Source organism: Curtobacterium sp. L3-7, from assembly GCF_048756585.1.
GTDB lineage: Bacteria > Actinomycetota > Actinomycetes > Actinomycetales > Microbacteriaceae > Curtobacterium.
Map to the genome: position 1 here is coordinate 3,894,241 of NZ_CP151474.1, position 8,654 is coordinate 3,902,894.

General features: G+C 70.5%; 7 protein-coding genes. All 7 read right to left on the bottom strand.

Annotated features, from left to right (window positions below; translation table 11 throughout):
- Window positions 1-31 precede the first annotated feature (31 nt).
- Window positions 32-1,747, bottom strand: coding sequence for a CTP synthase (locus tag AAEP80_RS18645; RefSeq protein WP_420365490.1), 1,716 nt, complete (start codon window positions 1,745-1,747; stop codon window positions 32-34).
- A gap of 121 nt (window positions 1,748-1,868) precedes the next feature.
- Window positions 1,869-3,560 (bottom strand): DNA repair protein RecN, encoded by a 1,692-nt coding sequence (recN, locus tag AAEP80_RS18650; protein ID WP_420365491.1) that lies wholly within the window; start codon window positions 3,558-3,560, stop codon window positions 1,869-1,871.
- The gene (locus AAEP80_RS18655) at window positions 3,557-4,483 is read right to left on the bottom strand and encodes an NAD kinase (RefSeq protein ID WP_281265739.1); all 927 of its coding nucleotides are present in this window, start codon (window positions 4,481-4,483) and stop codon (window positions 3,557-3,559) included. Before AAEP80_RS18655 ends, recN begins: the two co-directional genes overlap by 4 nt.
- Window positions 4,480-5,316 carry a TlyA family RNA methyltransferase gene (locus AAEP80_RS18660; protein ID WP_420365492.1) on the bottom strand — a complete coding sequence of 279 codons (837 nt, stop codon included), beginning with the start codon at window positions 5,314-5,316 and terminating at the stop codon, window positions 4,480-4,482. The genes AAEP80_RS18655 and AAEP80_RS18660 overlap by 4 nt, the downstream gene beginning before the upstream one ends.
- Window positions 5,309-5,488, bottom strand: a complete 180-nt coding sequence (locus AAEP80_RS18665; protein WP_420365493.1) for a hypothetical protein — start codon at window positions 5,486-5,488, stop codon at window positions 5,309-5,311. Before AAEP80_RS18665 ends, AAEP80_RS18660 begins: the two co-directional genes overlap by 8 nt.
- Before the next feature lie 10 nt (window positions 5,489-5,498).
- On the bottom strand, window positions 5,499-6,473 hold the full coding sequence (locus AAEP80_RS18670) for an HAD-IIA family hydrolase (RefSeq protein ID WP_420366895.1): 975 nt from the start codon (window positions 6,471-6,473) through the stop codon (window positions 5,499-5,501).
- A 31-nt stretch (window positions 6,474-6,504) separates the two neighbouring features.
- Window positions 6,505-7,365: a hypothetical protein gene (locus tag AAEP80_RS18675; protein ID WP_420365494.1), complete on the bottom strand. Its 861-nt coding sequence runs from the start codon at window positions 7,363-7,365 to the stop codon at window positions 6,505-6,507.
- Between the last annotated feature and the right edge of the window lie 1,289 nt (window positions 7,366-8,654).

Sequence of the window (8,654 nt, forward strand, 5' to 3'; positions counted from 1 at the left end):
AGCGGGACGCGCCCGTCCGATCGTGGGTGCGTTACGACGCGACCTGCTCGCTCTCCGGGTCGAAGAGCCGGGTCGACTCGTTGCGCGCGATCGCCGCCTCGACGAGCCCCGCGAACAGCGGGTGCGCGTCGTTCGGACGCGACCGCAGCTCCGGGTGCGCCTGCGTGCCGATGTAGAACGGGTGCTGTGCACGGTCCAGCTCGACGTACTCGACCAGGTTGCCGTCGGGCGAGGTGCCCGAGAACACCAGCCCGGCGTCCGCGATCTGCTGGCGGTACTTGTTGTTCACCTCGTAGCGGTGACGGTGCCGCTCGGACGCTTCCGACGCGCCGTACAGCGACTCCGCGAGCGACCCGGACGTGAACGTCGCCGGGTAGAGGCCCAGCCGCATCGTGCCGCCCATGTCGCCGCCGGCGATGATGTCCACCTGCTCCGCCATCGTGGCGATGACCGGGGTCGGGGTCTCCGGGTCGAACTCGGAGCTCGACGCGTCGTGCAGTCCGGCCTCGTGGCGGGCGTACTCGATGACCATGCACTGCAGGCCGAGGCACAGGCCGAGCGTGGGGATGTGGTTCTCGCGCGCGAACTTCAGCGCACCGAGCTTGCCCTCGATGCCGCGCACGCCGAACCCGCCGGGGACGCAGATGCCGTCGACGTCGCCGAGCTGCTTCGCCGCACCCTCTGGCGTGGTGCAGTCGTCCGAGACGACCCACTTCAGCGTGACCTTCGCGTTGTGCGCGAAGCCACCGGCACGGAGCGCCTCGGTGACGGACAGGTACGCGTCCGGCAGGTCGATGTACTTGCCGACCAGGGCGATGGTGACGTCCTTCTTCGGCTCGTGCACGGCGCGGAGCACCGGGTTCCACGAGGTCCAGTCGACCTCGTTCGCCTCGAGGTGCAGTGCGTCGACGATGACCCGGTCGAGCCCCTGCGCGTTGAGGAGCGTCGGGAGGTCGTAGATCGACGGGACGTCGACCGCGTTCACCACGGCGTCCTCGTCGACGTCGCACATCAGCGCGATCTTGCGCTTGTTCGAGTCCGAGACGGGCCGGTCGCTGCGGAGCACGAGTGCATCGGGCTGGATGCCGATCGAGCGGAGCGCGGCGACGGAGTGCTGCGTCGGCTTGGTCTTCTGCTCACCGGACGCGTTCATGAACGGCACGAGCGAGACGTGCACGAAGAACACGTTGTTGCGGCCGAGCTCGTGCCGCACCTGACGCGCCGACTCGATGAAGGGCTGGGACTCGATGTCGCCGACCGTTCCGCCGACCTCGGTGATGATGACGTCGGGCTGCGGGTCGTTCGACGCCTGCTCGCGCATCCGTCGCTTGATCTCGTCGGTGATGTGCGGGATCACCTGCACGGTGTCACCGAGGTACTCGCCGCGACGCTCCTTGGCGATGACCGTCGAGTAGACCTGCCCGGTCGTGACGTTGGCCGACTGCGACAGGTTGATGTCGAGGAAGCGCTCGTAGTGCCCGATGTCGAGATCCGTCTCGGCGCCGTCGTCGGTCACGAAGACCTCGCCGTGCTGGAACGGGTTCATCGTGCCCGGGTCCACGTTGAGGTACGGGTCGAGCTTCTGCATGACGACCTTGAGGCCGCGTGCCGTGAGCAGGTTGCCGAGGCTGGCCGCCGTCAGGCCCTTGCCGAGAGACGAGACGACCCCGCCGGTCACGAAGATCTGCTTCGTCACCTTCGGGGTCGGGGAGCTTGCCTGGGTACCGCTGCTGAAAGTGTCCGCCACGGGGTTCCATCGTACGTCAGAACTGCCGGGAGGCGCGACCCGCGTTCGCCTGGCGCGTGTCGCCCGGACGCGTGGCCGGGTCCACGGCCCCGCTCGCGCCCGCCACTGCGGCGTGCGTCCGTCAGGCGGACTGGGCGGCGACGTCGAGCAGCTCGCGCGCGTGCTCCATGCCGCTCGCGCTGTCGCCGAGCCCGGAGAGCAGACGGGCCATCTCCTGCAGCCGTTCGTCGCCCTCGAGCCGGCGCACGCTCGACGACGTCACCGCGCCGCTGGCGTCCTTCACGACGTTGAGGTGGTTCGTCGCGAACGCCGCGACCTGGGCCAGGTGCGTGACGACGATGACCTGCGTGCGCTCGGCGAGCTTCGCCAGGCGCCGACCGATCTCGATCGCCGCGGCGCCACCGACCCCGGCGTCGACCTCGTCGAACACGAACGTGGGGACCGTCGTCGACCCGGCCATGACGACCTCGATCGCGAGCATGACGCGGGAGAGCTCGCCGCCCGACGCCCCCTTGCCGATCGGCCGCGGGTCCGTCCCCGAGTGCGGCTGCAGCAGGATCGCGACCTGATCGCGCCCGTGCCGCCGGTACTCGCCGGCGTCGGTGACCTCGACCACGAGCGTCGCGCCGGCCATCGCGAGGGTCTTCAGCTCCGTCGTCACGCGCTTCGCGAGGTCTGCTGCCGCCTTCGTGCGTGCCTGGGTCAGGGTCGTCGCCGCCTGTTCGAGCGCCTGCTCGTCCTGCGCGACTGCTTCCTGCAGGGCGACGATCCGGTCGTCGTCGCCGTCGAGCTCGAGGAGCCGATCGCTCGCGCGCTGGCCGAACGCGATGACGTCGTCGATCGTCTCGCCGTACTTGCGCGTGAGCCCGGCGAGGAGTGCTCGGCGCTCGTTGATGAGCTCGAGGTCGTGCCCCGCGTCGGGTTCGAGCGAACCGAGGTAGCTCGACAGGCTGGCGGATGCCTCGCTCGCCTGGATGCCCAGCTCCGTGAGCTGTTCGAGCACCGGCTGCAGCGTGCTGTCCGCGCCGGCCACCCGCTCGACCGCACGGCGAGCGGCCTCGACCAGGCCGATGACGTCGGTGCCGTCGAGGGACTCGGACGAGATGGCTTCGTGTGCGAGGCCCGCGGACAGGCGGAGTTCCTCGAGGTTCCCGAGGCGATCCGAACGCTCCTGGAGCTCGGCGTCCTCGCCGGGCTGCGGATCCGCCGCCTCGATCTCGTCGGAGGCCTCGCGCAGGCGAGCGGCTTCGGCCAACCGGTCGTCCTGGTCGCGCGTGAGCGTCTCGAGGTCGGCGGCGTGCTGCTGCCACGCGTCGTACGCGGCGACGTACCTGCCGAGGGCCTTCTCGACCGCCGCGCCACCGAAGCCGTCCAGGGCGGCGCGCTGCGCGGTCGACGAGGTCAGGCGGATCTGGTCGGACTGCCCGTGCACCGTGACGAGTTGGTCCGCGAGTTCACCGAGCACCGCGACCGGTGCCCCGCGTCCGCCGACCGTGGCGCGGCTGCGCCCCTCGGCCGAGACCGTGCGGGTCAGGATCAGCTCGCCGTCCTCGACCGCTCCCCCGGCGTCCTCGACGCGCTCCGCGACGGTGGCGTGGTCCGGGATGTCCCAGCGGCCCTCGACGACGGCGCTCGACGCACCCCGACGGACCGAGCCCGCGTCAGCCCGCGCGCCGAGCAACAGCCCGAGCGCCGTGACGATCATCGTCTTGCCGGCACCAGTCTCACCCGTGACGACGGTGAACCCGGGGCCGAGCTCGAGGGTCGCGTCACCGATGACCCCGAGGTCGTTGATGGAGATCTCCTGGATCACAGGCGGTCCTCGTCGTCGTGCTGCGGCCCGCGCCACCCGGCGACGGGCAACTGGAACTTCGCCACCAGGCGGTCCGTGAACGGGGCGTCCTTGAGCCGTGCGACCCGGACCGGTTCCGGCGACCGGCTGACCTCGATGCGCGCTCCAGGGGGGAGGTCGTGGGTACGTCGGCCGTCGCACCAGAGCACGCCGACGCCGCTCGTCCGCCGGAGCACCTCGACGGCGAGCACGCAGTCGGGTCCGACGACGATCGGCTTCGAGAAGAGCGCATGGGCGCTCAGCGGCACCATGATGAGCGCGTCGACGTCCGGCCAGACGATCGGACCGCCGCCGGAGAAGGAGTACGCCGTCGAACCGGTCGGCGTGGAGATGACGACGCCGTCGCACCCGAACGAGGACAGCGGACGCCCGTCCACCTCGGTGACGACCTCGAGCATGCGCTCGCGGGAGGCCTTCTCGATGGTGGCCTCGTTCAGGGCCCACGACGAGTAGACGACCTCGTGCCCGACGACGACGTCGACCTGCAGGGCCACGCGTTCCTCGACGTGGTACTCACCGGACAGGGCACGCTCGACCGTCTCGGAGAGGCCGTCGCGCTCACTCTCGGCGAGGAACCCGACGTGGCCGAGGTTCACACCGACGAGGGGCGTGCCGGTCCCGCGCACCAGCTCCGCCGCGCGGAGGATCGTGCCGTCGCCGCCGAGGACGATGACGATCTCGAGGTCCTGGGCCTGCACGTCGACACCGAGGATGTCGACCTGGCCGACGGACGCTTCCGCGCGGCGGATGTCGGCGTACTCGTCGAAGGGCATCACGGGGACGAGACCGGCCGCGTGCAGGAGGTCGCAGACTTCGACCGCGGCGTCGATCGAGTCGCGGCGACCCGTGTGCGACACGAGCAGGATGTGCCGTTCGTCGCTCATGGGGTTCCTTCCGCCAGTTCCGTCGCCCGGTCGATCCATTCTGTCGGATTCGACCCTGCGCCCCGCTGGAGACGCGCGAGGTACTCGTGGTTGCCGTGGGTGCCGATGATCGGGGACGCTGCGAGCCCCGCAGTGCCGAGACCGAGGTCCCACGCCGCCCACAGGACGTTCATCAGTGCGTCGTTCCGGAGGTCGGCGTCGTGCACGATGCCTTCACGGACACCGCCACGGCCGACCTCGAACTGCGGCTTCACCAGCAGGACGAACTCGTCGGCGGGCACGGATGCGACGAGCGCCGGGAGCACGATCCGGAGGCTGATGAACGACAGGTCCCCGACCACGAGGCTGGTCTGCGACGCTGAGGCGTCGAGCGCCAGGTAGTCGTCAGCGGTGAGGTTCCGCGCGTTCAGCCCTTCGACCACGGCAACGCGGTCATCCATCGCGATGACGGGGTCCAGCTGCCCGTGCCCGACGTCGAGCGCCACCACCCGGCGGGCACCGCGGGCGAGGAGCACCTGCGTGAACCCACCCGTGCTCGCACCCACGTCGAGCGCCACACGACCGCTCGGGTCGACGCCGAACGTGTCGAGCGCTCCGACGAGCTTCAGTGCAGCGCGGGAGACCCACTCGTCCCCGGCGTCCACCACGATGGCCGCGTCCGGGAGCACCGGGGTCGACGGCTTGACGACCGCAGTGCCGTCCACGCTGACACGGCCGCCCTGGATGAGCTTGGCGGCGGCGGTCCGGGACTTGGCGAGCCCACGAGCGGCCACGGTCGCGTCCAGGCGCGCGGGAACGGACACGGTCTGGGTCGACACGTCGGGGTCAGGCACTCGCGGTGCCACCGCTCTCGAGCCGCGTGCGCAGCTCGTCGTGCAGGCCGGAGAAGGCATCGGCGCGATCCGGCAGCGGGAGGTCCTCAGCCGCACGTGCACGGCGCGCGACGTCGGTCACGGACGGCTGCTCCTGCTCGTCGTACTGTGGTTCCCCGGAGTCGTTCGACACGACGTCCACGCTACTCGCCGCCGTAGAGCAGGGGGTCGACGTCGAGCCCGTAGATCGCCAACCCGGAGTCCCAGATCGCGGTCGCCCCGGCGCGCAGCAGGTCCATGGGGTCCGCTCCTGCCCGCTCCACCCGGACTACGTGCTGGCGCATCCGGACGGTGGCGTCACCGACGCTCACGAACCGGGTGCCGTCCTCGGCTTCGTGCCGGTGGGTCACCGGGTAGGGCTCCGAGAGCCCACGGAGGTCCTGCAGGACGAACGTCGGACGCGAGCGCTGATCAGCCGCGAGCACCTGCTTCGCCTGGTCGATGCCGGTGAGCACGAGCACGCTCGGGATGCCGGCGTCGTTCGCACCCTTGATGTCGGTGTCGAGTCGATCCCCGATGAACAGTGGCCGCTCGCCACCGAACCGCGCGAGGGCTGCGTCGAAGATCGGACGCTCGGGCTTGCCGGCGACGACCGGCATCCGTCCGACGGCCTGGTGGACCGCTGCCACGAGTGTGCCGTTGCCGGGAGCGATGCCGCGTTCGACCGGGATCGACCAGTCCATGTTCGTCGCGACCCATGGGATCTCCGGGTCCGCGAGCGCGAACGAGGCCTCTGCCAGCTGCTGCCACCCGAGGTCGGGCGAGAAGCCCTGGATGACGGCCGCCGGGGAGTCCTCGGCGCTCGACGTCACGGTGAACCCGGCCTGCTCGACGATGCTCGTCAGTCCGATGCCGCCGATCACGAGGACCGTGGAGCCCTCGGGGACGAGCGTCGACAGGAGCCGGACACCGGCCTGTGAGCTCGTGACGACGTCGTCGGGCGTGACTTCGAGCCCGTAGCGCTCGAGGTGCTCGGCGACGTCGGACGGCCGACGGGAAGCGTTGTTCGTGATGTACCCGACCCGAGCCGTGAGCGACGCCCGCGTCAGCGACTCGACCGCGTGCGGGATCGCGTTCCGCCCGCGGTAGACGACGCCGTCGAGGTCGGTGAGGACCAGGTCGACGCCGTCCGTCGGTGGACGCGGGGTGTCAGTCGGCTGCGGAGCCGTCGACGTCGCGGGGGTTGTCGTCGTCGATCTCCCCGAGGTCGTCGTCGGGCTCGTCCGCTGCGGGCTCGTCGAGCGGCTCGAGCTGGTCGGGCTCTCCGGGTTCGTCGTCGACGGGTTCGTCGTCGACGGGTTCGTCGTCGACGGGTTCATCGAGTCGCTCGGGCTCGTCTCCGAGTTCTTCGACTTCGAACGCTTCCTCGACCACATCAACTGTCTCCCAAGAGTCTTCATCGGCGGCTTCCGCGAGGGCCTCCGCCGCGCGGTCGACACGGGCCCACCACTCGTCGGCCTCGTCCTGGCGACCGAGCTCCTCGAGCGTGGCCGCGTAAGCACTGTAGAGCGCGGGCGACCAGCTGTACGCCGTCGACGGGTCGAGCTGTGGAATCTCCAGCTCGCCGAGGGCAGCTGTGGGATTCCCGAGGTCGATCCGCGCGCCGGACATGGCGATCGCGAGCTCGACCTGGACGCCCGGCTCGAGCGACGCGCGGTCCGTCGAACGGCCCAGCTCCAGCGCACGCTCTGGACGGCCGAGGCCGCGCTCACAGTCGACCATCATCGGCAACTGGTCGTTGCGCCCGGAGATCCGACGGTACGTCCGCAGCTCGCGCAACGCCGTGCCGAAGTCACCGAGTCGGTAGGCCGTGATCGCAGCGGTCTCACGGACCACCGCAACGCGACCGGCACGGCGCGCAGCACTCAGCGCGTGCTGGTTCGCGAGCTCTGGATCCTCGTCCACGAGCAGCGCCGCCGTCACGAGGTGCCGCGCAACCCAGTCGGCGTTGTCCTTGCTGAGCGTCTTCAGCTCCGCGCGGGCCTGCGGGTGGAGATCACGCGCCTGCACGTCCTCGGGGATCTCCGGGTCCTCGTGACGCGGGCGGATCGACTTCGTGCCGTACGGGTCGCGATCCTCGAAGTCGTCGCGCGCTGCCTCGCCGAAACGGGCGCCCGGACCACGGGTGCCGTCGCCGAAGCGCCGACGCTCGTCGCCCCCGCGGGCGCCGAACTGTCCGCGCTCGGGACGATCCCCGTCACGCCGCGGACGATCCGAGTTGAACGGACGGTCTCCGTCGCGACGCGGACGATCGCTGCCGCCGCGGAACGGCCGATCGCCGTCACGGCGGGGACGGTCGGAGTTGTAGGGACGATCCCCGTCACGCCGCGGACGATCGCTGCCACCACGGAACGGACGGTCACCGTCACGGCGGGGACGGTCGGAGTTGAACGGACGATCTCCATCACGACGAGGACGGTCGGAGTTGTACGGACGATCGCCGTCACGACGAGGACGATCGGAGTTGTAGGGACGATCCCCGTCACGGCGGGGACGATCCGAGTTGTAGGGACGATCCCCGTCACGCCGCGGACGATCGCTGCCACCACGGAACGGACGGTCACCGTCACGGCGGGGACGGTCGGAGTTGAACGGACGATCCCCATCGCGACGCGGACGATCCGAGTTGTACGGACGATCGCCGTCACGACGCGGACGGTCGGAGTTGAACGGACGATCCCCGTCGCGACGCGGACGGTCGGAGTTGAACGGACGATCCCCACGGGGCCCACCGGTCCGCGGCGGTCGCTCCGAGGAGTCGCGGTCACCCCGCCACGCCGAACGATCGGAACGCTGACCACCCTCGCGGAAGCCACGGCCGCTCGTGCTGTCGCGCGGTCCCCGATCACCGCGGAAGGGGCGGTCACCATCGCGCTGCGGACGATCACGCCGGTCGCCTTCACGGCGCTCGAACTCACGGGGCCCGGACGACCATCCGCCGCGGCTGCCACCACGGTCGTGACGGCGAGGAGTGCCGTCGCGACGCGGGAATCGGTCGCCGTCTCGGGGCGGGCGTCCGCCACGCTCGTCGTCGCGGTCGTTCCGCCGTTCGTCGTCGTTCGCCACCGTTGTGCTCCTCGTTGCGTGCCGGAGCTCTCGCGCCGGCTGTCGTCCGCTGTGTCGTTGTGTTGGTGCGCCGTCCGTGGCGTCGAGCGACCCCAGTCCATCACGAACCGGGCCCTGCGTCGAGCCGTCGTGTGCACGGCACAAACAGAAATGGCCACCGGCCTCCACGAGAACGAGGGTCTCCCCTGCGAGTTCTCGATGGAGGGCCGATGGCCACATCTTCTTACGTTGAG